Below are 23,407 nucleotides of genomic sequence, written 5' to 3'. Positions count from 1 at the left end.
ATCCCTGTAAGCGCACGCCGGCAGGCGTGCGACATCAGGCGCGAACGTGAACAATACGAAAGCGATTGCGGTGCATCGTGCCTGCCGGCTGAAAGCGCAGGTACGTCCATCCGCGCCAATCGCTCCATCTCGGACAATGATGGTTTGTTTCATATCAAAGGCAAGCGCCCTTGATTGGCTACGCTCATTTCAGGCATGTACCCTCAACCGCCCTTGACGGCGCAAGGACACGGAGATGGCGGAAAGTTTTTTTCAACGCTGGACCAGGCGCAAGGCCGAAGCCGTCGGGACGATCGCATCACCGGGAACACCCCCCTCGCCGCATGACGCCGCCGATGAGGCTTCTCCTGTAGCCGACGGGCAATCCACGTCCCGCTCCGCCGAGGGTCCGACAATGCGTGATATCGCCCTTCTGGACAGGGAGTCCGACTATTCCGTCTTTGTGGCCGCCGGCATCGACAAGACAGTGCATCGGGCCGCGATGAAGAAACTGTTTTCCGATCCGCATTTCAATGTCATGGACGGCCTCGACATCTATATAGACGACTACACCAAGCCTTCGCCGCTCTCCGCGGCCATGCTGGCCGCGCTGCAACATGCGAAGAGCACCCTTGATCCGCAGCCTTACCGCGCGGAGAAAGACCTTGAGGACCTGGAGGAAGCGCCGCTTCCGAAATCCGGCGAAGCGTCCGACGCGCCGCTCGATTGCGCCGCGCCGGACATCGCGGCCGCGGATGACATGGACATTCCTCCGCATGACACGCCTTCACAGGCAGATCAACCCGACCCGTCATGACGACCAAATATCGTATCTGCAGCTGCAATCGCAGCATGCCGCTCAATGCGGTTTCCGGCCAGCGCCTGGGTGAAACGCTCGGCACCGGGCCGCTGAATGTTGCAACGCAGCTTTGCGGTCGCGACGCCGGCGACTATCGGAAGGCGATCAACGGCGATGACACTGTCGTGGTCGGCTGCACGCAGGAAAGCGCGCTGTTCAGGGAACTGGCCGCGGAACGGCAATCGGTGGCGCCGCTGCGTTTCGTGAACATCCGCGAGACGGCGGGATGGGGTGCGCAGTCCTATGCATCACTGCCAAAAATGGCGGCGCTCCTTGCCGATGCCGCACGTCCGGCGCCGGAGCCGGTACCCACCGTCAGCTATACCTCGCATGGACATGTGCTGGTTATCGGCGATGCCGAGGCTGCGCTGGCATGGGCGGAGCAGTTGCATGGGCAGTTGACGGTGACTGTCCTCATTACCGGCGACGCCGCCGGCCGTGACCGGCCGCTGACCCGTGATTACGCCGTGCTGACCGGCCTGGATATCGAGATCGACGGCTGGCTCGGCAGCTTCAAGGTGGCCTGGCGGCAAAGTAATCCAATCGACCTCGATTTGTGTGTCGGCTGCAATGAATGCGTCGCCGCCTGCCCGGAAAACGCCATCAGCCTGCTGTACCAGGTCGATGAGACGAAGTGCCGGCGGCATGGCGACTGCGTGAAAGCCTGCGGTGCCACGGCGGCGATCGACTTCAGTCGTGCCGGCGCGGACAGGAGCGGCGAATACGACCTCATACTCGATTTATCGGATATCCCCCTGCTGGGAATGCACCAGCCGCCCTACGGCTATTTCGCACCGGGCAAGGATCTGCGCGCCCAGCTTGCCGCAGGAATGCAACTCGCGCAGATGACGGGTGTATTCGAGAAGCCCAAGTATTTCCTGTACAAGGAGCGGCTGTGCGCCCATGGCCGCAACAGCAAGACCGGCTGCAATGCCTGCGTGGACATCTGTTCGGCCGACGCGATCCGGGGTGACGGCGACCGCATCCGGGTCGACCCGCAACGATGCCTCGGATGCGGCGCCTGCGCCACGGTGTGTCCGACCGGTGCGCTCGGTTATGCCTATGAGAATGTCCCGTACACCGGCAAGCGGATCAGGACGATGCTGACGCACTACGCGGACGCCGGCGGCGAGCAGGCAATACTGCTGTTCCACGGCAGCGGCGCGTCAGCCGATCTCATCGCCCGTGTCGGAAGGCTTGCTAAGGCGGGAAGGATGTATAAGGGTCTGCCGGCGCGCGTCATCCCGCTGGAATTGAATCACATCGCATCGGCGGGACTGGACCTGTGGCTGGCTGCGATCTGTTACGGCGCGGCCGGCATAGGCGTTCTCGTTACCGGCGATGAAGCGCCGCAATATATCCATGCCCTGGAGAAGCAGCTATCGATAGTCCGGCAGGTACTGTCAGGACTCGGTTATGCCGGCGAGCACGCCACGCTGATCGAAGCGGCGACGCCTGATGCATTGGATGCTGCATTGCAGCGGCTCACCCCGGCGCAAGCGCCTGCCTTGGCGGCCACATTCAACTTGTTCACCGAGAAGCGCAACAGCCTCGATTTCCTGCTGGGACACCTGTACCGGCATGCGCCGGTGAAGAACGACGGCATTCCGCTGCCGGCTGGCGCGCCGTTCGGCACGCTTGCCATCGACAAGGAGGCGTGCACGCTGTGCATGGCCTGTACCGGTGCCTGCCCGACATCCGCGCTCATGACAACGGCCGACCGTCCGCAGCTGCGGTTTATCGAAAGGAACTGCGTGCAATGCGGCCTCTGCGTGCAAACCTGTCCTGAACAGGCCATCGCACTTGTGCCCCGTCTCTCGTTATCCGAGGCGGCACGGCAGCCGCAGGTGCTGAATGAGACCGAACCGTTCAATTGCGTCGGTTGCGGCAAGCCGATCGGCACCGTCAAGTCGGTGGAAGGCATCCTGGCGAAGCTGGCCGGCCATAGCGCATTCGCCGGCAACCTGAACCGTCTGAAGATGTGCGGCGACTGCCGGGTAATCGACATGATGGCAACCCGTCCGTCGACAGTGACCTCCTTGGAACGTCCGCGCTGACGGATTGCACGCCGGCTTTTGATATTCAACAAATATTGCCGAGGTCATCGGAGATTTCGCCGTCCGGAATGGAACGTCTGCGGCCACCGCGCTTCAATGCTTATAAAGAAGATCCCGGATTTATTCATTACTACGCGAGGCAGGTGCGATAGCGCCGCCGGCATGCAGATATGAACCCGATCGAACAGGCAACCATCCCGCTCCACATGCTGAGCTACCCGTTATCCGCGGAAGACCAGGCGCGTGCCGACTTGTATGCGCTGGTTGCCACCCTCCTGCTTCGCCCTCCCGACGCTACGCTGCTCTCCGCCCTTGCCTGCGCCGATTCGCTTGCATCCCTGCAGGAAGACAATCCGCTCGACCTCGCATGGGAAGAACTCATTCTTGCCGCAAGATTGATGGAAACGGACGCTGTCAGGGACGAGTTCGATGCCCTGTTCATCAGCCCCGGCATGCCGTTGGTCAATCCCTACGGCTCGCTTTACCTTGCCGGTTTCATGATGGAAAAGCCGCTTGCTGCGCTGCGTGCAGAGCTGGCAGCACTTGGCCTGGGACGGGCTCCCGGTGCCGGAGAATCGGAAGACCATCTCGGCGCGTTATGTGAAGCGATGCATGTCCTGATCACTGGTCCGCAAGGTGTGGCAAGGCGGACGGTGCAGGAGCAGAAAGGCTTTTTCATCCGCCACATCGCGCCGTGGTACGGACGGTGCCTGGAGGATATACGGTCTGCGGAAAGCGCGAATTTTTACCGGCATGTCGCGGATTTTGCGCAGGCGTTTTTTGATGTGGAGGTGTTGGCGTTCGAGATGGAAGATGTCGTGGACGGGTAGGCAGACAGATTGATTGGTGCTGAATTCGATCCCACGGAGAGATCCCTGAGAAGGAAGTGCAAACACAGCACGTGCATCATCGTCATTACCATCATTTCAACACGACACCACGCCAGAACCTCCTCCCGCATTTATGAACAATCGCCATGCCCTCTTCCACACTCGACCCCAAACGCCGCACCCTGCTCGCCGCAGCCGTCTGCGCCCCCGCTGTCGCCATCGGCGCGCTGCTATCGCGACCGCAGCCGATTGAGCCGGAAGCGTTACCGCTTGCCGACGCAGAACCACCCAGCACCGGCTACCACGAAACGGACCACATCCGTACGTACTACCGGACCGCGGCGTATCTCTAGGGACGGCCATCATGACGCTGGTGAAGAAATCCGGCAGCGCTGGCAGCAGCAATGGCTCATTGCGCCGGGGCCTGAATCGGGTCGCGACCGCGACACTCAACCGGCGCGGGTTCCTGATCCGCGCGGGGGTGACCGCCGGCGCCGGCATCCTGGCGCGTCATCTCCCCCTGAACGTCATCCAGCCGGCGGCCGCGGCTGAAAATCTTGCAACAGCAGGCGGCGGCAAGGCGGAACTGAAGCACACCGTGTGCAGCCATTGTTCGGTCGGCTGCTCGGTCGAAGCCATCGTGCAGAACGGCGTCTGGGTGCGGCAGGAAGCCGCATTCGACTCTCCGCTCAACATGGGCGCCCACTGCGCCAAGGGCGCGTCGGTGCGCGAGCATGGCCATGGCGAACACCGCCTGCGTTATCCGATGAAACTGGTGAACGGGAAATACCAGCGCATCAGCTGGGACCAGGCGATCAACGAAATCGGCGACAGGCTCTTGCAGCTCCGCGAAAAAGCGGGCCAGGATGCGGTGTTCTGGATCGGGTCGAGCAAGTACAACAACGAGCAGGCTTATCTGCTGCGCAAGTTCGTCTCTATGTGGGGTAGCAATAATACCGATCACCAGGCGCGCATCTGTCACTCCACCACCGTTGCCGGGGTCGCACAGACCTATGGCTACGGCGCGATGACCAATTCCTTCAATGATCTGCACAACACGAAGGCGGTGCTGTTCATCGGATCGAACCCGTCGGAAGCACACCCGATTTCGATGCTGCATTTCCTGCACGCCAAGGAACTCGGCGCGAAGATGATCGTGGTGGACCCGCGCTTTACCCGCACCGCCCGCTTCGCCCACCACTATGTCCGCATCCGGCCCGGCACCGATATCGCCTTCGTCTGGGGTCTGCTGTGGCACATTTTCGAAAACGGTTGGGAGGACAAGGAGTTCATCGCCCAGCGCACCTACGGCATGGACGCCGTGCGCAGGGAAGTCGCCAAGTGGACGCCGGAGAAAGTATCCAGCGTCACCGGCGTACCGGAAGCCGCGGTGCGGCTGGCGGCGGAAATGCTGGCGAAAAACCGGCCGTCGTCGGTGGTCTGGTGCATGGGCATCACCCAGCACCATGTCGGCACCGGCAATGTCCGCGCCCTGTCCATCCTGCAACTGGCGCTCGGCAACGTCGGCATCGCCGGCGGCGGTGCGAATATCTATCGCGGCCATGACAATGTCCAGGGCGCGACCGACGTCGGCCCGAATCCGGATTCGCTGCCCGGCTACTACGGCCTTGCGGAACCGGCGTGGAAGCATTTCGCGACCGTCTGGGGCGTGGATTACAACTGGCTGGTCTCGCGGTTCGGCTCCAAGGCGCTGATGGAAAAGCCGGGGATGACCGTGTCGCGCTGGTTCGACGGCGTACTCGAAAGCAAGGAGTTCGTCGATCAGCCCAATCCGCTGCGGGCCGTCATCTACTGGGGCCACGCCCCCAACAGCCAGACCCGCCTGCCCGACATGAAGGCGGCGATGCAGAAGCTGGACATGCTGGTGGTGATCGATCCCTATCCCACCATGACCGCCGCCATGCACGGCCGCAAGGACGGCGTGTACCTGCTGCCGGCGACGACCCAGTTCGAGACCCAGGGGTCGTGCACCGCGTCGAACCGCAGCATCCAGTGGCGTGAACGGGTGATACAGCCGCTGTTCGAGTGCAAGACCGACCACGAGATCATGTACCTGTTCGCGAAAAAATTCGGCTTCGCGAACGAGCTGTGCAAGAACATCAAGGTGGTCAACAACGAGCCGGTGATCGAGGACATTCTTCGCGAAATCAACCGCTCCTGCTGGACCATCGGCTACACCGGATGCTCGCCCGAGCGGCTGAAGCTGCACATGCAGAATAAGCACACCTTCAATCCCTCCACGCTGCGCGCCGAATCCGGTCCATGCAAGGGCGACTATTACGGCCTGCCGTGGCCGTGCTGGGGCACGCCGGAAATGCGCCATCCCGGCACACCCATCCTGTACGACCTGTCAAAGCCGATCGCCGAGGGCGGCCTGCCCTTCCGCGCCAACTGGGGTGTGGAATACAAGGGCGACAGCCTGCTCGCCGCCGACGGCTCGGCACCGAAGGACAGCGAGATCGATACCGGGTACCCGGAGTTCGATCATGTATTCCTGAAAAAGCTTGGATGGTGGAGCGAACTGACCCCGGAAGAACAGGCACTGGCCGACGGCAAGAACTGGAAGACCGACCTGTCCGGCGGCATCATCCGCGTCGCCATCAAGCACGGCTGCGCACCCTACGGCAATGCGCGGGCGCGCTGCAATGTCTGGAATTTCCCCGACCCGGTGCCGGTGCACCGCGAGCCGCTGATGTCGCCGCGGCGCGACCTGGTCGAGCAATACCCGACCTATGACGACAAGGCCGCGTTCTGGCGCCTGCCCACGCTGTACAAGTCGGTGCAGGCCAAGGATTTTTCGAAGGACTATCCGCTCATCATGACCTCCGGCCGGCTGGTCGAGTACGAGGGCGGCGGGGACGAGACCCGCTCCAATCCGTGGCTGGCGGAACTGCAGCAGGCGATGTTCGTCGAAATCAGCCCGACGGACGCCAGGCGCATCGGCGCGAAGACCGCCGAGTTCGTCTGGGTGGAAACACCGACCGGTGCGCGCCTGAAGATTCTGGCGATGGTCACGCCGCGCGTGCCCGAGGGCGTGGTGTGGATGCCCTATCACTTCGGCGGCTGGTGGATGGGCGAAGACCTGCGCAAGAACTATCCGGAAGGCGCCGCGCCCATCGTGCTCGGCGAAGCCGCCAACACCGGCTGGACCTACGGCTACGACATCGTGACCATGATGCAGGAGACGAAGGTCTCTCTGTGCCGGGTCGTTACGACATAAGGAGCGCCAGATGGCCGCCCGGATGAAATTCATTTGCGATACCGAACGCTGCATCGACTGCAACGGCTGCGTGACGGCGTGCAAGAACGAAAACGAAACGCCATGGGGGGTCAACCGCCGGCGCGTCGTGACGATCAACGACGGCGTACCGGGAGAGCACTACATGTCGGTCGCCTGCATGCACTGCACCGATGCACCCTGCATGGCGGTCTGTCCGACCGACTGCTTCTATCACACCGAAGACGGCATCGTGCTGCACGACAAGGACAAATGCATCGGCTGCGGCTACTGCTACCTTGCGTGCCCGTTCGACGCGCCGCAGTTCCCGGATACCGGCGCGTTCAACCATCGCGGCAAGATGGACAAGTGCACCTTCTGCGCCGGCGGCCCGGGGCCGGACAATACCGAGGCGGAATTCAAGAAGTACGGCCGCAACCGCATCAGCGAAGGCAAGCTGCCCGCCTGTGCGGAACAATGCGGCACCAAGGCCCTGCTGGGCGGGGATGCCAACATCATCGCGAATATCTACAAGCAACGGGTCGGCACGCGCGGCTACGGTCCCGAACTGTGGGGCTGGGACATCGCCTATGAAAAGCGGCGAAACGGCACGGAGAACCATCACAACGGCAACGGCATCGGAAATGGCGACGGCCCTCGCACCAACCAGATTCCCGGCGCCAGCCAGAACAATCCACGAAAGCTTCCGACATGAGACCCATGCGACTGCCCAGCCTGTCCGCGGCGGCACTGCTGCCGATGCTGCTGGCCGGCTGTCTTGAGATCGACCAGTACCCTGTCTGGCGCAACGGCGAATACAACAACAAGCCGGACGATCTCCCGCAGCAGGCCTACTTCCACAACGACCGGCTGGCATGGAATGCGGCGATCACGAACCGCAACCACCTGCAGAACGAATACGAGCGGACCCATCCCTGATCGGAGCATCACCATGCACCCCGCATATTTCTGGCAACGGCTTTGGCTCATGATCGTATTCACGGTCCTGGCGACCGGGTCGGCAACCGCGGCCGTACCCCATGAAAGCGCCGTGCCCGCCTATGCCGAGGAACAGACCATCCTGCAGAGCGAACAGGGCGTTCCCGAGCCCGGACTGTCCTCCTCCGCGTCCGGCCGCAACCATTTCGACCGGCACTTCCTCATCCCGCCCGGCTTCATGCCGGAACAGGACGTGATCCTTCAACGCGGCGGCAACACCTGGCGCAATCTGCGCAACGGCCCTATCGCGACGATCGCCGGCACGCTGCTGCTGGTGGTGCCCCTGCTGATATTCGGGTTCTACCGGGCAGTCGGCCCGGCCTCGGCAGAGCAAGGCAGCTCCGGGCGCCAGATCCAGCGCTTTTCCTCCTGGGACCGGCTGGTGCATTGGGCAACCGCCATCACCTTCATCATTCTTGCCATATCCTGCCTCATCATCCTTTTCGGCAAGCAGATCATGCTGCCCTGGATGGGCCACACGGTCTTTTACTGGTTTGCCCTGCTGTCGAAGTACGCGCACAACTTCGTCGGCCCCTTGTTCATCCTCTGCTCGATCGCGATGTTCGCGACCTTCCTGCGGAAAAATCTGTTCCGGCGCTGGGACTGGCAATGGATCAGGAAAGGCGGCGGCCTGGTGAAGCATGAACACATTCCTGCCGGTTTCTTCAATGCCGGTGAAAAAATCTGGTTCTGGGGCGGCGTCACGCTGCTGGGCCTGCTGATGTCGATCACCGGCCTGATGCTGAATTTTCCCTATTTCAAGAACGTCGGCGCGAATATCGGCCTGACGCGCTACCTGCTGCAGATCGCGGACTATCTGCATATCGTCGGCGCGACGCTCTACATCGCCGCGTCGATGGGTCATATCTATATCGGCACCTGGGGAACGCCAGGCGCCTACCAGGCGATGCGCTCCGGGCATGTCGACGAGGAGTGGGCGCGTTCGCACCATGAACTCTGGTACAACGAGATTGCCAACGGCCCGGCACCGGACGACCGCTTTCCGCATGGCGCGACGCCGCATCATCCCCATGCATGACCATTCCGGAATATTGAACTCCCTTTACGAGTGACCGATATGCGAGCAAGCGCCAAGATCAAGCCTGTCATCCGCCTGGCTGCATCGATTGCCGTCGCGGCACTCGCGGGCGGCTGTGACAACGTGGGCTCGACAGCCGGCAGCAATGTCCGACAGACCGGCTTTCCCGGCCAAGTGTCGGCAGGAAGCGCGACGAGCGGCCAGGTAATGGCCAGGTCCGGCAACGAGGCCAAGGCTGCGGGCGCTCCGGGTGCTTCCGGATCTGCCGGTTCTCCGCCTGCCACTGCGCCGGCAGGTCCGAAAGACCAGGCCGCGGCCGGTGCCAATGCAGGGCAGGAAGCAGTGCGTGGCCAGTCGCCCGCGGGCGGCGTCAGCGGCACGCCCGGCATTCCGGAAGGATCCGGCGGAACGACCAGCGGCGCGGCAATGGGCGGCACGACGAGCGGCGCTGCCGCAACCCAGGTTGCGCCTCCTCCCGGCGGCGCGGCGCCGAATGTGCCGGCCCAGACGGCCGACCAGCAGGCCGCCGCTGTCAAGAAGCAGCAGGCCGCAGCGCAGGCGGAAAAGGAAAAGCAGGATCTGGCCGCGTCGATGGACAAGGTTGCCGAGCGCTGGCGCAGCCGTGCGACGGCCAATGGCTGGGAGACCCATCCACCGACGGCGGTAGCCGCGGTGCCCGGCATCAAGGCGTCCGAGGCACAGGCCGGCCCGTCCGGCCAGCCCGGCGGGCGCGTCGGTGATGCGGCGGCCAACGCACCCGTGCGCAGCGAAAAGCAGGACACCGCCCCGGCAAGTCCCGACGTCAAGGACCCGGCAAAAAAGGGCAAATAAGGACGGCAGGCACATCGAAGGAAGCCGGAAGGAACACAAATCAAACGGACACACCGATGCTGATGAGCCGAATGCCGATCGCCGTGATCATGCGGCGACGCACAGTCAACCACCCCTGGGCCGATACCGCGTGGTCCGCGGTCGGCGTCGTAGCCGATTTCGGAGGGCTTGCGGCCATGCAGACGCTGAGCCGAACCGACGACGAAGAACTCTACCTGGTCTCCGGCCTGCACCTCGAACTGCACCGCGACGAGGACGACGGTTACTTCGAAAACTGGGCGGCACCCGAGCCGAAAATCTTTGTCATGTGGCGGATGATCGACCAGCGGGCCATCCCGTCGATCGCCTCGGCAAGCTATGCCGAGGGCACCCGCATGCTCGATTCCGGCGATGCCGCCGACGGCATACCGATGCCTTCCGACATTCATGCCTGGCTTGGAGAGTACCTGCGGACCCATTACCAGCCCCGCCCCCATCGCGGGCGGCAGCATGGGTGAACGAATCCCGCCGGTTTGCAGTCCCTTCCGCCGCCGCGCCCTGCCCTGCAGCGGAAACCGCGCTCCCTGACAGCAACGACAGCAACGATGCCCGCCGGGCGCGAACAGGCGCCCGACCGCCTGGCGGGCTCATGCCCGCATCCGGCTTTCGCCACATCCCGAATGAAAACAGGCTGAGGAGGTCATCATGGAACAGCAGCAGTATCCCGGTTTGCAGATCGACAGCGACATGCGGCAGCAGCACCGCGAGTGGAAAATACAGCGCATCGCCTGGGCGCTGCTCTTCGCCTTGCTGATCGCCATCCTGCTGGGCCTGTTTGGCCGTGGTGGCCCCATCAGCACCACATCGGTGGAGTCGGCGGACGGCATGCTCCGGATCGACTATGAACGATTCGTCCGCAACCATACCCCTGACAAGCTGCAGCTCACTTTCCAGGCGCAATCGGAGACCGCGCGGGTCAAGCTGAGCGGCGACTATGCACAGAAAATCCGGATCGAACACATCACCCCGACGCCGGTGCGGACCACCAGCGACCAGGACGGCATCGTATTCGTGTTCGACACCCGTCCATCGGCGGTGACGGAGGCGTCGATCCACTTCAGTCCCGATGGCTTCGGCAAGCTCGAAGGATGGATCGCGCTGGACGGACGGCAGCCCCACCCTTTTAACCAGTTCATCTATCCCTAGGAGCGCACCATGGAACTTGTCCTGCGGGCCGTCGGCATCTATTTCGTCCTCATTCTGCTGTTCCGCCTGCTCGGAAACCGTTCGATGAGCGACCTGTCGGCATTTGACTTCATCCTGTTCCTGATCGTCAGCGAAGCCATCCAGAATGCCCTCGTGGACGATGACAAATCGGTGGTCATGGGTATGGCGGTCATCCTTACCTTCGTGATGCTGGACCTCGGCCTGTCCATCCTCAAACGACGCTACCGGTTCGTTGAAAAGATCGCGGAAGGCGTTCCCGTCGTGTTGGTGGATCATGGCAAGCTGGTGGAGGATCACCTCCGGAAAAGCCGGATCACGAACAGCGACATCCTGCAGGCCGCGCGTGCGAGCCAGGGGCTGGAATGTCTCGGCCAGATCAAGTACGCCGTGCTGGAAACCACCGGAAATATTTCCATCATTCCGATGGAGCCCGATATCGAAGCCCTGCTGGACCGGCGGATCGCGGCGGCGCTGAGCAGGATGGGAAGCGCAAAGGGCGATGCAGGCGGCTGACAACGCAAGGTGGCACACACGGCAGGGGCACTCGCTGCGCGTCGACCGTCCCGTCTGACCCCGCCCTGAATGGCGCCGGTGTCTGACACCGGCGCACCAGCCAGGCCGGTTTCCCGGACAGCGTCTGCTCTGCTTCCTTTCCCTCGCCCGCTGCCCCGGTCCTGATGCAGGGACGGCATCCCCATCGCATGATGTTGTGCAAATCATGTTATCGAACTTTTCACAAAACCAAACTCTCTGACCGACAAGGACGCCTTCAACGATGATTGCGCTTCGGAAAGGTAGCCATGTGGAAAAAATTTGTGACGCGGACGCATCGCTGAATGAAAGACCTGAAGCGTCTGGCCATTCCATTCGGAATAACGATCGCCACCTTTATCGGCACTGTAGTGATCAGTTATCTGGCGATCGATGACCTGATCGCCAATCATCGGCAGGAAGCTGCCGCCCGATCCGTCGCCATCGAATTGCGGAACCTGGAGGGCTGGGCGGTCGAAGCCGAAACCGGTCAGCGAGGTTACGTCATTACGGGGCTGGACGAATACCTGGAGCCGTATCGCCAGGGAAATGCGCGAATGCCTGACATTTTTCAGCGCCTGCGAAGTGGTCTTGCTGATGATCCCGGCCAGTTGCAAAGGCTCGCCACGATTTCGGCACTGGAACGCGAACGAATGGCGATCCTGGAGGAAAGCATCCGCGTACGGCGGGAGCAGGGATTTCCCGCAGCACAAAAAATCGTGCTGACGAAATCGGCCAAGAACCTGATGGATCGTATCCGTGCGGAAGTCGCCGTGATGGAAGAAGTGGAATTGCGGGAACTGAGTGAACGCACCATGCAGGTCAGTCGCAGCGCCGCGAGGGCATACCAGGCGGCGGCGATCGGCGGCCTGCTGGATATCGGGCTCCTGCTCTACCTGTTTGCCCGGGTACGAGCCGACGCGATTGCGCGGATTTCAGCGGCGCGCGAAATCTCCAACGCGCAGCAGTTGCTGCGCACGGTGATCGACGGATCTCCGGCGGCGATCTACCTGAAAGATCCGCAGGGACGCTACCAGCTGGTCAACAGCGCATTCAGGCGGCTGTTTGCCGATACGCAGGAGGATCCGATCGGCAAGACCGATTTCGACCTCTTTCCTGCCGATCGCGCGGAAACAAAATCTGCGATGGACCGGCAACTGATGGAGACAGGCATCCCGATCCAGTCCGAGGAAACGCAAACCGGACCCGGCGGCACGCATCACTTCTTCGCGACCATGGTGCCGCTGAGTGACCATAAAGGCAGGCTGGTGGGCGTTTGCGGCGTGATGTCCGATGTGACGATGCTCAAGCAAGCGGAAAGCGAAGTACGGCGACTGAATCTTAGCCTGGAGCGGCGCGTCGATGAACGCACGCTGGAGCTCGCCGAGGTGAATGACCGCCTGCGGGAGGCCAATGATCAGCTTGAGGCTTTCAGCTATACGGTGGCGCATGATCTGCGCGCGCCGCTACGCGGAATCCAGGGATTTTCGCTTGCCGTGATCGAGGATTACGAAACCGTGCTCGATCATACCGGGAAGGACTATCTCGCCCGGATATCGCGGGCCGCGACACGGATGGAGTTGCTGATCGAAGACTTGCTGTCCTACAGCCGGCTGTCGAGGACTGACCTGCGGCTCGAACCGGTCCGCCTGGACGATGCGCTCGGCGATGCGTTATCCGTGATCGCTCCGCAGATCAACGAGTCGCAGGCGGCATTGAAGATTGCCGCACCGCTTCACGCGGTGTCTGCGAATCATGCCGCCTGCGTGATGATCCTGCAAAACCTGTTGACGAACGCCATCAAGTTCGTCCGTCCGGGGACGATCCCGGAAGTCAGGGTCTGGAGCGAACGCCGACCCCATGGCGATGCAACCGGTGCCATGGCATGCATCCGCCTGTGGGTGGAGGATAACGGCATCGGCATTCCCGACGCGCAGCGGCAGCGCATCTTCCAGCCGTTCGAGCGGCTGCACGGCCAGGATGAATATCCGGGCACCGGCATCGGGCTGGCTAGCATCGACAAGGCGGCAAAGCGTTTGGGCGGCAGATGTGGCGTCGAATCTGTCCTGGGTAGTGGCTCGCGGTTCTGGATCGAACTTCCCGCATTGGATACGGAGGCATGATGAAAGGCGACAAAAGCATCCTGGTGGTGGAGGACAACGACGATGACATCGTCCTCGTCCAGCGGGCATTGAAAAAAGCCGGCATCACCAATCCCTTGTCGATCGCGAAGGATGGCGAAGAAGCGATCGAATATCTCGCCGGCATCGGGCGATTCCAGGACGAGGCCTTATACCCGGTCCCGACCATGGTCCTGCTGGACCTGAAGCTGCCGAAACGCAGCGGGCTCGAGGTGCTCGGCTGGATACGCTCCCATACGACGCTGGCCACCCTGCCCGTCGTCGTTTTCACGACATCGACCCAGTCGAGCGACCTAGAAAAAGCCTACGCGCTCGGCGCCAATTCCTATCTCAGGAAACCGCTGGATCCCGACGAAACCGCGCAGCTGCTGAAGATTGCGGGGACTTATTGGCTGAACCACAACCTGCAGCCGCCGCAGACAGGAAGGAGTTAAGCATGGAGGCACGCATCCGCATCTTGCTGGTGGACGACAATCCGGACGACCGCGAACTGGCCCGGCGCGCCATCATCAAGGATATTCCGGAGGCGGATTTCGCAGAAGCAGGAACCGCCGCCAATTTCGAGGCGTTGATCAACGACGATTTCGACTGCACGGTGACCGACTACAGGCTAGGCTGGAGCGACGGCATCGCGGTTTTGAAACGACTCAAGGAGAAGTATCCGGACCGGCCCGTCATCATGTTCACCAATACAGGCAGCGAGGAAACCTGTTCGCTCGGCATGAAGCTCGGCTTGTCGGATTACGTCGTCAAGCGCAAGGAGGAGTTTCCCAAGCTGCCTGCGGCAATAAAGACGGCGCTGGCGCTTGCGTCGGCGCAGCAGGCCGCCGCCACGCAGGAGCTCCATATCCGCGACCTGCTGGAGCGCGAACGCTTCGCCCGCGAAGAGGCGGTGCGCGCCAACCGCCTCAAGGATGAATTCCTGGCGACCGTGTCGCACGAATTGCGCACGCCGCTCGGTGCGATTCTCGGCTGGGCGCATATGCTGCTACTTGACCGCCTGACGCGCGAACAGGAAAAGGAGGCATTCGCGGTTATCGAACGGAATGCCCGCGCCCAGGCAAAACTGATCGACGATCTGCTCGATATGTCGCGCATCATCTCCGGCACCTTGCGCATCGATCTCGGTCCGATGGACATCTTGTCCGCGCTTCGCTCATCGATCGATGCGGTTCAGCCGCTGGCGGCGCCGAAATCGATCCAGATTACGCTGCAGCTCGATCCGATGCCGCCGCCGATCCGCGGCGACGTAGCGCGCATCCAGCAGGTGATCTCGAACCTGCTTACCAACGCGGTGAAGTTCACACCGGAAAACGGCGCCATCCACGTGTCGCTGGAGCGGGTGGCGTCGAGCATGCAGATTTCGGTGAAGGATAGCGGCATCGGCATCGACCCCGCCTTCCTGCCGCATATGTTCGACCGTTTCCGACAGAGCGACACCGGCTCGACGCGCCGCCACGGCGGCCTGGGCATCGGCCTGTCGGTGGTCAAGAGCCTGGTTGAAATGCACGGCGGCACGGTGATGGCCCATAGCGAAGGATTGGGAAAGGGTTCGCGTTTCACGGTCCGCCTGCCGGTGGCCGTGATGCGTGAACAGGACGTACAGGAACTCGAGAACACGCGCGAATCAAGCCCGGCCTACGAAGGCCTGAAAGGACTGCGCGTCCTGGCGGTCGATGACGATGCCGACACGCTGCAGGTCATTCAACGCGTACTCAGCGTTTATGGCGCCAACGTCGTTGCGGCGGGCAGCGCCGCCCAGGCTTTGCATCTATTGGCTGGGCAGGCATACGACGTGCTGCTCTCCGACATCGGCATGCCGGGCGAAGACGGATTCAGCCTGATCGAAAAAGTCCGGGCGCTCGCCGTACTCAACCGCGACATTCCCGCCTGCTCGGTCACCGCATTCGCCCGCGGCCAGGACCGCGAGCGGGCGCTTCTTGCCGGCTTCGACACGCACCTGGTCAAGCCGGTTGAACCAGGCGAACTGATCGCGGTCGTGCTGTCACTGGCGAAAAGACCGGGAAGGAGGCAGGACTAGGGAGGGATGTTTGCCGGTGTGAAATGGAACAAAAATCATGAGGCGTGCCACAGATTGATGGTTCATGTGTGTGAACCGTTTTCAACTTTTCAAAGGAACGATCATGATTACACCGACTAGTGGTGCAAGCGGCGCGGGCGGCATGGACATGTTTCAACTCATCATGATGATTCTGCAGCAGATGATGCAGCAGAGTCCTCAGCAGGCAGGAAACTTCATGCAGGGACTCGCCAAAGGAACACCGTTGGAGAACGATCCGACCATGCTGTCCATAATCGACAAGCTCTTCGCCGGACAGGAACTGAGCGCAAGCGACAAGCAGTTTCTTAACCAGAACGCAGATATCCTGGGTGGCAACCTGCCTACCGGCGGAAGGCCCTAAACGCAGGCCGATATTCGCCGCTGCGCATCTGTCGGCGCGGACGTCAGCGCGCAGGATTGCATGCGAAACAGGTGAAGGATCGCGGTGTCTACCCCGCAATCCTTCACTTGCCGGATGCATCCGGCCGGCAGAACATGTTGTCATTCACCGCCGGAATATCGATGCCTAGAACGACTCCCACTCATCGCCGACCGTGGCAACGGGTTTTTCCAGCCGGGCTCGGACCGGTGCCGCCGTCAACGCCGCTGCGCCTGCCCTGGCCATGGGTTTGAAGCCGGGTGGCGACCGTCGCTGCGCCGGGGGCAGCGTGCGAGGTGATGCCATACCATCAAGCCTGAAGGTCGCGACCACCGCCGCCAGATTCGCTGCCTGCTCCTGAAGGGACTCCGCTGCCGAAGCGGCTTCTTCCACCAGGGCGGCATTCTGCTGCGTCACCTGCTCCATCTGACTGATCGAACGGTGCACCTGCTCGATCCCGGCGCTCTGCTCCTGGCTGGCCGACATGATGTCGGCCATGATCGTGGTCACGCGCTTTACGCTGGCCACGATTTCATTCATCGTGCTGCCTGCTTCGGTCACCAGCCTGCTGCCGGCATCGACTTTTTCGACCGAATCGCCGATCAATGACTTGATTTCCTTCGCCGCCGCGGCCGAGCGCTGCGCGAGGTTGCGCACTTCAGAGGCGACCACCGCGAACCCGCGGCCCTGCTCCCCGGCCCGCGCCGCTTCCACGGCGGCATTCAGCGCGAGGATGTTGGTCTGGAAAGCGATGCCGTCGATCACGCCGATGATGTCCACGATTTTGCGCGCGGAGTCATTGATCGACGCCATGGTGTCGACAACCTGCGAGACCACCTGCCCGCCCTTGACAGCCACATCGGACGCCGATACCGCGAGCTGGTTGGCCTGCCGCGCGTTGTCGGCATTCTGCTTCACGGTCGAGGTCAGCTCGTCCATCGACGACGCGGTCTCCTGCAGTGAAGACGCCTGCTGCTCCGTGCGGGACGACAACTCCAGGTTGCCCGACGCGATCTGGCTGGAGGCATTCGCGATCGTGTCCGTGCCGGTGCGCACCTCGCTCACGATCCTGACCAGGCTGTCGCGCATTTCCTTCATGGAGAACAGCACGCTGGTTCTATCCTTCGGATCCATATCGATGGAAACCGCCAGGTTGCCGGCGGCGATTCCCTGGGCGACCGCCGAGGCTTCGCGCGGCTCGCCGCCCAGCGAGCGCAGGATCATGCGGACGATCAGCGTGGCGACCGCCGTTCCGACCGCCAGTGCGAGAAGGCACATGATCAGCATGAGCGTCTGGAATCCGCTGGCGACATTCCGTGCATAGGCCGATTCCGTCTGGTTCAGTTTTTCCTGGAGATCGATGAACATATTGATCCGCGCAAGCCACTCAACGAAGGCGGGCCTGGCTTCCCTGAGCATCACATCCCGTGCCTGGTCGAGATTGCCGGCTTGCCGCAGCTCGACCACCTTCCTTACCAGCGGGAGCGTTCTGGCTTCGGTTTCCTTGATCAGCCCGAGAATGCTGCGCTCTTCGGTCCCGGTATCGGCGCGCTCGGCAAACATGCCGTCCAGGAGCACCGCGGATTTCTGGTAGTCCGCCGACAATTTCGCGATCTCGTCCAGCGCAATTTTGAGGTCCTCCTCGCTGTCTACCATCGTCACATCGCGCAGGCTGATCGCACGATCATGCACGCTGCCGCGAAAATTGATCGCATAGCGCTGCTTGACACTGTTAACGTCACCGATCGTGGCAAGGCTATTGGAGACGGCATTGACCCGGATGACGCCGATGACCGTGAGCACCACCATCATGAAAAGAAGCACTGCAAAGCCGAGGCGGATTCTCGCCTTCATGCTAAAACCCGACAATTCTGCTGCATTCATTCAAAACACCCTGTCCTCAAAAGTTGAAATATTGTGTGTTTATAACTATTGCTAACGCTTTTACTACCGCCACGCTGTCTACGACAAAAAAGCGCGAAACTTTAGCTTTTAGCCACACTATTTTTCGAGCTTGTCTTAGAGGGAAAGAATAAATTCGACAGGACAACCAACAGTTACTTGTCGAAGACAGGTTGCGAGCCTAAACGCCTGCAGTTGTGGTGGCTCGCATAAACATGAATCGCCGATGGGGAATCAGCGCCGCAGTACGGCGGTACGTACGGTTTGACCTACCGCAGCGGTGTGCCGTCATCGGCGATGACCAGCTCGCTATTGGCAACCGACTCGCCCAAACCTGCCGGCAGGTCTTTCAGCGGATCGAGCGCCTTGACATCGTCCGGCTCGGTCCCGGGCGAACGGTATCCCGACGGATCAAGAGTGCGCAGTCGCCTGAGCGCGGCAGGAAGCTCACTTTTTCGTTGGCCGCCTTCCTTTGCATTCAGGTTTGCCGCGCCGGCATCCGCTGGCTGTTTTGATGCATTGGCGGTGGTTGCGGAATCGGCGATCGCGCCAAGCTGTTTAAGGACGAAGTCGTGGGCCGCGGTTGCGCTTTGGTGCCCGATCAACCGCGCTACCTCCGGGGTGAGCGGCTCCCGGTGGAACAGCGCATGCAGGCTGCCGACGAACAGCGGCGTGAGGTAGTTCTGTGTCCATCGCTGTTCGGCCAGATTCCTGAATAGCGATACCTGCTTGTTCAAGTCGTCAACGTTTTCCGATTCCTTCAACAGGCGGATCAGCGATCGTCCTGGCGCAGGCTTGCCGGGTTCAGGCTCTTTCAACCATTTATCCAGCAGCGACAGGGCGTCGCACTGCATTTCGCTGATTCCCGGATGCATATCGACGAGGCTCGCCCCCCAGACCAGCGCATGCAAATTCTTGACTGCGTTGCGAGCTCCTTCAGTGTCCCTGCCCGGCACCGGAAACCGGCTCTTCGAATGGTATTGCTTGACGATGCGGTCCACTTCCAGGAAGTCCGGAATACTGAGGAGACGGGTGAGATCCACGGCCGGGGAATCGTGATGATGCTTTGCGAGCCATACGTTCAGCAGCCGGAGTTCTTTTTCGTCCGCCTGGATTTTTTCTTCGCTTTTGCCCGCGCGGCGGGCGGCATGGGCATAGGCGGAGATCGTCACAGAAAGCGGCGTGTGCATCCGCAGGTGCGCTTCCGCACCACGAGGGTGCTTTCGAACCGACTGGTCGGACGACGGGAGGGAATGCGGTACGGCAGCCTCGTTCTTCTTTGAAGGAGACGCAAGCGCATCGAGCGTGCCTATACCGACTTTGGGTAGGAATGGGACCGATTTACTGGAGATCGTCATGGTCTATCACCTTTGCACTGAACAAAAATGCTGACCGAACCCGTCAAAATTGCCAGCTCGAACTGAGTGGCGAAAAAGGATCCGCCGGTTCCGTCTCATGCAGGCGGCAAATTTTCGGTTAAGGGATGGGGAGTTCAACAGGCGGCGTTGCGTGAATTTGCGCCGGGCAAGCCTGAATTCAGGATACAGGTCCGATCCGCCGGGGCCCGCATGGGATAAGCGTTTGCGCCACTGTGTCCCCCAGCCTCAAAGGCCGGTGAACGTAAAGGGCCTGGTCGGCAGCTGCCCGGGCATTGCCGACGGCAGCAGGTTCAACAATTTTCAACAGCCGCCGAACAACCGTTTCCGGGCGGAGTAAAGGCAGCGGCGGAACGTCGGTCCGGGAACCCATTCCCTGGTATGGCAGTTGTCGTTACGGGACTGCGCAGCCGGAATCCGGTCCGGCAGGTTGCTGCGCTTCCTTGGCAGCCGCTACCCGGACGGCGTCAGGCAGCGCAACACCATTCTTTGCCGCTGTCAGTTCCGCCAGGATCGAGATCGCGATCTCTGCGGGCGTCTTGCTGCCGATATACAGGCCGACCGGTCCGTGCAGCTTCGCCAGCTGGGCGTCGCTCAGATCGAATTCCTTCAAGCGCTCGCGCCGCTTCGCATTGTTGGCCCGCGACCCGATTGCACCGACATAGAACGCATCGGATTTCAGGGCCTCCATCAGCGCCAGGTCGTCGAGCTTCGGATCATGGGTCAGGGCCACGACCGCTGCCCGGCTGTCCAGCTGCATGTCCAGGACCGCGTCGTCGGGCATCGCATGCAGCATCGTCACGTCCTGCACCGGCCATGCATCCCGGTATTCTTCACGCGGATCGCAGACAGTGACCTGATAATCCATGCCGACCGCGATCTGGGCAAGGAAGCGCGACAACTGCCCTGCGCCGATGATCAGCAGTCGCCAGCGCGGACCGTGAATGGTGGTTAGGGCGGTCTCGGAAATCTGCATCGTCATGCCCGGTGCGGCGGGATCGAGCCGGACCTCGCCGGTGGCGAGGTCGATGCGCCGCGCCACCAGCTCATGCCGGGCAAGGCGCTCCAGCAGCGCGTCGATTGCGCTTTGGGCAGAGACAGGTTCGATGGCCAGCTGCAGCGTACCGCCGCAGGGCAACCCGAACCGGTGCGCCTCGTCGGCGCTGATGCCGTAGGTGACAAGTTCAGGGTGCGTGCGGGTGATGCCGTGCCGGCGCACGCGGTCGATGAGGTCATCCTCGATGCAGCCGCCGGACACGGAGCCGACCACGAGACCGTCGTCGCGGATCGCCAGCATCGCACCTTCCGGCCGCGGGCTGGAGCCCCAGGTACGGATGACGGTAACGAGTTCGCAACCGCGGCCTTCATTTACCCAGCGGCTGCAGGCTTTCAGGACTTCAAGATCGACGCTATCCATGTATTCGTTTTTCAGGCAAGTGTGTCGGCAGCGGTTTTGATGGCCGCACGGATGCGTTGATAGGTGCCGCAGCGGCAGATATTGCCGCTCATCGCGGCATCGATATCGGCATCGGTGGGCTTCTTGTTCGCGCGCAGCAGCGCGGTTGCGCTCATGACCTGGCCGCTCTGGCAATAACCGCATTGCGGCACGTCATGCCTGACCCAGGCATCCTGCACCGCCTTGCCGACCTTGTCGTTCGCCATGGCTTCGATGGTGGTGATCTGCTGGCCGGCGGCCGCGGAGAGCGGCGTCACGCAAGAGCGGATCGGCTGTCCGTTCAGGTGCACGGTACAAGCCCCGCACAGTGCGGCACCGCAGCCAAACTTGGTGCCTGTCATGTTGAGGTTATCGCGCAACGCCCACAGGATGGGCGTGGCGGGATCCGCGTCCACCTGCATATCGCGGCCGTTGATGCTGAGAGTAACCATGCTGTCCCCTATCCTTCTTGTCATGTCCTACTGTCGACGGGCAGCCCGCCTTGCCTTGCCCAGAGATCCGGACATTGTACGTTTTCAATGCGACGGCTGACAAATCACGTCATTTGCCGCATTCCGGCATGCCCCGTCGCCATGGAGGATAATCCGGTATCGAAAATGCCACCCGCACGCGATACGCCGTGTTCCCTTGTAAAAACATCCATGAATACACTGACCGACAACGACATCAAGCTTACTTCCTTTTCCCATGGCGGCGGCTGCGGCTGCAAGATTGCGCCGGGCGTGCTGGCCGACATCCTGAAGAACACCCGCGGTTTTCCGGTGCCGAGGGAACTCATGGTCGGCATCGAAACCGCGGACGATGCCGCCGTCTACCGCCTGAACGACGAGCAGGCGCTCATCGCCACCACTGATTTCTTCATGCCGATCGTCGACGATCCCTACCAGTTCGGCCGCATCGCCGCCACCAATGCCATTTCGGATGTGTATGCGATGGGTGGCACGCCGATCATGGCGCTGGCGCTGGTCGGGATGCCGATCGACAAGCTGCCGGTGGCGGTGATCGGCAGGATCCTGGAGGGCGGCGAATCGATCTGCGCCGAAGCCGGCATACCGATCGCCGGCGGACATACGATCGATTCGGTGGAACCGATTTACGGGCTGGTCGTGCTAGGACTGGTGCACCCGGACAAGGTCCGGCGCAATGCGGATGCGAAAGCGGGCGACAAACTGGTTCTCGGCAAGCCGCTGGGCGTCGGCATCCTGTCTGCCGCGCTCAAGAAAGGCCGCCTCGATGACGCCGGCTACGCGGCCATGATCGCCAGCACCACCAAGCTCAATAAACCGGGCCGCTTCCTGTCGGACATGCAGGGCGTCAACGCCCTGACCGATGTCACCGGTTTCGGCCTGCTCGGTCACCTGCTCGAAGTGGCCCGTGGCGCAGGGATCGGTGCCCGCATCCACATGCCCATGGTGCCCTTGCTGCCCGGCGTCCGCCAACTCGCCGAAGCCGGTTGCATCACGGGTGCGTCCGGGCGCAACTGGGCCGGCTATGGGAAAGACGTGACGCTCGGCGCGGACATCTCCGCCATCGAACAGGCATTGCTGACCGATCCGCAGACGTCCGGCGGCCTGCTTGTCTCGTGCGCACCCGAATCCGTCGATGCTGTTCTCGCACTGTTCCGGCGCGAAGGTTTCGAGAGCGCCGCGGTGATCGGCGAAATGGTGCCAGGCCCCGCAAAAGTCGAGGTTTTCGCCTGATTTCATGAGAAAGACGGCGGAGATCGGCCAGGCAAACAACAACGGGCAATTATTTCTCTGTGGCATCAACAAATAATGCTACATTCTCCCGATATGCAGAGCGGCCGGAGATGCCTGCCTGCATGTATCCCGATCCAACCCGGCAGACATAAGCCACCACCTCGGGATGCCGCCCAAGAGGAGACGTTACACAGTGAAGAGCAAGTCCGGAAAAGCGCTTTCCGCTTCATTGACGGAACTCGAGACCTATCGTCGCGTGTTCTATTCCTCCCCCGACTTCATCTCCATCAGTCGCTACTCCGACGGCTTCTACATCGACGTCAATCCTGGGTTCGAGCGCTTCACCGGCCTGCGACGGGACGACGTCATCGGAAAAACATCACTGGAACTGGGAATTTGGGGCGAGCCCGCGGACCGGATCCTTTTGATCGAGGCGTTGCAATCAACCGGCGAGGTGCACGATTTCCAAACGCGATTGAGGAACCGGGAAGGCTCGGTTCGCAATGTCGCACTGTCGGCAAGTATTGCGCGGACAGCGACCAGCGAATGCATCGATAATCCCGATGGCGATAAGGTGCTGGTGGTCGTGGTCCGGGACATCACCGACCGGCTGCATGACGAATCAGAGCTGCGCCAGCACCGCGAACACCTGGAAATGCTGGTGCAATACCGTACCGCAAAACTTCATCAAGCCAATGATCAACTTGTCGAAACGAACCGCCGCCTGAAGAAAGCGCACGAGCAACTTCTGCAGACCGAAAAACGCATCCGCCACATGGCGCTGCATGATTCTCTGACCAGCCTGCCGAACCGCACTTTGCT

Annotated in this window: 22 protein-coding genes; 18 read left to right on the top strand and 4 right to left on the bottom strand. The window is 61.7% G+C overall.

The genetic code is table 11. From position 1 onward, the window contains the following. The first annotated feature begins 235 nt into the window (after nt 1-235). The 16 genes from V7080_RS08430 to V7080_RS08355 all read left to right on the top strand — a co-directional run bounded on the left by V7080_RS08430 (nt 236) and on the right by V7080_RS08355 (nt 16,133). Nucleotides 236-796, top strand: a complete 561-nt coding sequence (locus tag V7080_RS08430; protein WP_334187950.1) for a DUF3306 domain-containing protein — start codon at nt 236-238, stop codon at nt 794-796. Continuing rightward, on the top strand, nt 793-2,895 hold the full coding sequence (locus V7080_RS08425) for a 4Fe-4S binding protein (RefSeq protein WP_334187949.1): 2,103 nt from the start codon (nt 793-795) through the stop codon (nt 2,893-2,895). Before V7080_RS08430 ends, V7080_RS08425 begins: the two co-directional genes overlap by 4 nt. A gap of 170 nt (nt 2,896-3,065) precedes the next feature. Beyond that, nucleotides 3,066-3,725, top strand: a complete 660-nt coding sequence (locus tag V7080_RS08420) for a TorD/DmsD family molecular chaperone (protein ID WP_334187948.1) — start codon at nt 3,066-3,068, stop codon at nt 3,723-3,725. 146 nt (nt 3,726-3,871) lie between these two features. Further along, the gene (locus V7080_RS08415; RefSeq protein ID WP_334187947.1) at nt 3,872-4,078 is read left to right on the top strand and encodes a formate dehydrogenase; all 207 of its coding nucleotides are present in this window, start codon (nt 3,872-3,874) and stop codon (nt 4,076-4,078) included. An 11-nt stretch (nt 4,079-4,089) separates the two neighbouring features. Continuing rightward, nucleotides 4,090-6,966 (top strand): formate dehydrogenase subunit alpha, encoded by a 2,877-nt coding sequence (locus V7080_RS08410; protein ID WP_334187946.1) that lies wholly within the window; start codon nt 4,090-4,092, stop codon nt 6,964-6,966. A 10-nt stretch (nt 6,967-6,976) separates the two neighbouring features. Further along, on the top strand, nt 6,977-7,678 hold the full coding sequence (gene fdh3B, locus V7080_RS08405; RefSeq protein WP_334187945.1) for a formate dehydrogenase FDH3 subunit beta: 702 nt from the start codon (nt 6,977-6,979) through the stop codon (nt 7,676-7,678). After that, on the top strand, nt 7,675-7,902 hold the full coding sequence (locus V7080_RS08400) for a hypothetical protein (protein WP_334187944.1): 228 nt from the start codon (nt 7,675-7,677) through the stop codon (nt 7,900-7,902). The genes fdh3B and V7080_RS08400 overlap by 4 nt, the downstream gene beginning before the upstream one ends. A gap of 13 nt (nt 7,903-7,915) precedes the next feature. Then, nucleotides 7,916-9,001 (top strand): formate dehydrogenase subunit gamma, encoded by a 1,086-nt coding sequence (locus tag V7080_RS08395; protein ID WP_334187943.1) that lies wholly within the window; start codon nt 7,916-7,918, stop codon nt 8,999-9,001. A gap of 39 nt (nt 9,002-9,040) precedes the next feature. After that, entirely contained in the window at nt 9,041-9,832 is a 792-nt protein-coding gene (locus V7080_RS08390) for a hypothetical protein (RefSeq protein ID WP_334187942.1), read from the top strand. A 56-nt stretch (nt 9,833-9,888) separates the two neighbouring features. Then, a complete protein-coding gene (locus tag V7080_RS08385; protein ID WP_334187941.1) occupies nt 9,889-10,329 on the top strand; it encodes a DUF3305 domain-containing protein in 441 nt (146 codons plus the stop codon). A 187-nt stretch (nt 10,330-10,516) separates the two neighbouring features. Then, nucleotides 10,517-11,017: a hypothetical protein gene (locus V7080_RS08380; RefSeq protein ID WP_334187940.1), complete on the top strand. Its 501-nt coding sequence runs from the start codon at nt 10,517-10,519 to the stop codon at nt 11,015-11,017. Nucleotides 11,018-11,026: 9 nt separating this feature from the next. Further along, the gene (locus V7080_RS08375; protein ID WP_334187939.1) at nt 11,027-11,551 is read left to right on the top strand and encodes a DUF421 domain-containing protein; all 525 of its coding nucleotides are present in this window, start codon (nt 11,027-11,029) and stop codon (nt 11,549-11,551) included. A gap of 323 nt (nt 11,552-11,874) precedes the next feature. Next, nucleotides 11,875-13,692: a sensor histidine kinase gene (locus V7080_RS08370; protein WP_334187938.1), complete on the top strand. Its 1,818-nt coding sequence runs from the start codon at nt 11,875-11,877 to the stop codon at nt 13,690-13,692. Continuing rightward, entirely contained in the window at nt 13,692-14,144 is a 453-nt protein-coding gene (locus V7080_RS08365; protein WP_334187937.1) for a response regulator, read from the top strand. Before V7080_RS08370 ends, V7080_RS08365 begins: the two co-directional genes overlap by 1 nt. Before the next feature lie 2 nt (nt 14,145-14,146). Beyond that, the gene (locus V7080_RS08360; RefSeq protein WP_334187936.1) at nt 14,147-15,751 is read left to right on the top strand and encodes an ATP-binding response regulator; all 1,605 of its coding nucleotides are present in this window, start codon (nt 14,147-14,149) and stop codon (nt 15,749-15,751) included. 103 nt (nt 15,752-15,854) lie between these two features. After that, the gene (locus V7080_RS08355; RefSeq protein ID WP_334187935.1) at nt 15,855-16,133 is read left to right on the top strand and encodes a hypothetical protein; all 279 of its coding nucleotides are present in this window, start codon (nt 15,855-15,857) and stop codon (nt 16,131-16,133) included. A 165-nt stretch (nt 16,134-16,298) separates the two neighbouring features. On the opposite strand, the gene V7080_RS08350 is transcribed toward V7080_RS08355, so the two are convergent. The 4 genes from V7080_RS08350 to V7080_RS08335 all read right to left on the bottom strand — a co-directional run bounded on the left by V7080_RS08350 (nt 16,299) and on the right by V7080_RS08335 (nt 21,316). Further along, complete coding sequence (locus tag V7080_RS08350; protein WP_334187934.1) at nt 16,299-18,005, bottom strand: methyl-accepting chemotaxis protein; 1,707 nt, start codon at nt 18,003-18,005, stop codon at nt 16,299-16,301. Nucleotides 18,006-18,322: 317 nt separating this feature from the next. After that, the gene (locus V7080_RS08345; RefSeq protein ID WP_334187933.1) at nt 18,323-19,411 is read right to left on the bottom strand and encodes a hypothetical protein; all 1,089 of its coding nucleotides are present in this window, start codon (nt 19,409-19,411) and stop codon (nt 18,323-18,325) included. A gap of 412 nt (nt 19,412-19,823) precedes the next feature. After that, on the bottom strand, nt 19,824-20,846 hold the full coding sequence (locus V7080_RS08340) for an XdhC family protein (protein ID WP_334187932.1): 1,023 nt from the start codon (nt 20,844-20,846) through the stop codon (nt 19,824-19,826). A gap of 11 nt (nt 20,847-20,857) precedes the next feature. Beyond that, on the bottom strand, nt 20,858-21,316 hold the full coding sequence (locus V7080_RS08335; protein WP_334187931.1) for a (2Fe-2S)-binding protein: 459 nt from the start codon (nt 21,314-21,316) through the stop codon (nt 20,858-20,860). A gap of 210 nt (nt 21,317-21,526) precedes the next feature. Here V7080_RS08335 and selD point away from each other — a divergent pair, with 210 nt between their 5' ends. Next, nucleotides 21,527-22,585, top strand: a complete 1,059-nt coding sequence (gene selD / locus V7080_RS08330; RefSeq protein WP_334187930.1) for a selenide, water dikinase SelD — start codon at nt 21,527-21,529, stop codon at nt 22,583-22,585. Nucleotides 22,586-22,778: 193 nt separating this feature from the next. Next, a partial coding sequence (locus V7080_RS08325) for a PAS domain S-box protein (RefSeq protein WP_334187929.1) occupies nt 22,779-23,407 on the top strand: 629 nt, incomplete at its 3' end.

The organism is Noviherbaspirillum sp. (genome assembly GCF_036846085.1).
Taxonomy (GTDB): Bacteria; Pseudomonadota; Gammaproteobacteria; order Burkholderiales; family Burkholderiaceae_D; genus Noviherbaspirillum.
The sequence above is the reverse complement of the archived record's forward strand: the minus strand, read 5'-3'. Positions and strand labels throughout refer to the sequence as shown.